General features: G+C 76.1%; 2 protein-coding genes. Both read left to right on the plus strand.

The annotated features are described in order from the left end of the window. Window positions 1-410 (plus strand): helix-turn-helix domain-containing protein (locus CCN39_RS48965; protein ID WP_244211387.1); only part of this gene is annotated, 410 nt, incomplete at its 5' end. 118 nt (window positions 411-528) lie between these two features. Then, on the plus strand, window positions 529-819 hold the full coding sequence (locus CCN39_RS48970; RefSeq protein ID WP_086746174.1) for a hypothetical protein: 291 nt from the start codon (window positions 529-531) through the stop codon (window positions 817-819). Window positions 820-821 lie beyond the last annotated feature (2 nt).

The following is an 821-nucleotide window of genomic DNA, read 5'->3' on the forward strand; positions in this document are numbered from 1 at the left end:
CGGGCCGGTCCTGGGCGCCGCGCACCGAGGCGGAGACTCACCTCCTGGCCGAGGCCCGCCGCCTGGACCGTGCGCGGCAGCTGCTGCGCGTCGAGGTCCGCCGCGCACGTCACGGTGCGCCCCGCCGGGACGGCCGCGAGTACTGGCAGGCCGCCGCCCGGGCCGCGCTGCGTCACGCCGTGGACTGCCCGTTGGGCAACAGCCAGCTCGCTGTGCTGGTGGGTGCCGCGCTCGGTGAGCAGCCGGAGGAGACCGCGGCCCGCCTGGAACTGGCGCTCGGCACGGTCAAGACCGCCCGGCAACGGGCGATCCGGAATCTGGGCGCCCGCAGCATCACCCACGCGGTCGCCCTGGCGGTGGCCGCCGGGTGGATCCGCCCGCGGGCCGCTGACGGCGGTGACAGCTCATGACCACCGTCATCGTCCTGATCGCCGCGACCGTCGCCGCCTGGGTGGCGTTCCTCGCCGGCGCCTACCTCCTCGACGCCCGCCACCACGCCCGGCCACCGGCCGGAGAAGGAGCCTGACCATGATCGGCGCCAGCATGACCATCGCGGTCTGCCTCCTCGGCGGGGCGCTCGCCGCAGCCTTCATCGCAGGCCTGCGCAGCCTCCGGCGCCGCCGCTACCAGGGCCCCGCCTCCGAGCCGTACGCCGGTTTCCAGAGCGGCGCCCACACAGGCACCGGCGAGTTCCTGCAGCTGGAGTGCCAGGGCCACTGCCCCGGCTCCACTGCCCATGAGGTCGACGGCGACGGCGGTGCGACCTGCGTGCTGTGCGGCGCGACCCGCTCGGCGACCCCGGCGCCCCACGAAGCCTGAGC

Source organism: Amycolatopsis kentuckyensis, from assembly GCF_002155975.1.
Lineage (GTDB): Bacteria > Actinomycetota > Actinomycetes > Mycobacteriales > Pseudonocardiaceae > Amycolatopsis > Amycolatopsis kentuckyensis.

Excerpts from the sequence above, each read along its gene's own strand:
- CCN39_RS48970 (WP_086746174.1), top strand. The coding sequence starts at position 529 with ATGATCGGCGCCAGCATGACCATCGCGGTCTGCCTCCTCGGCGGGGCG.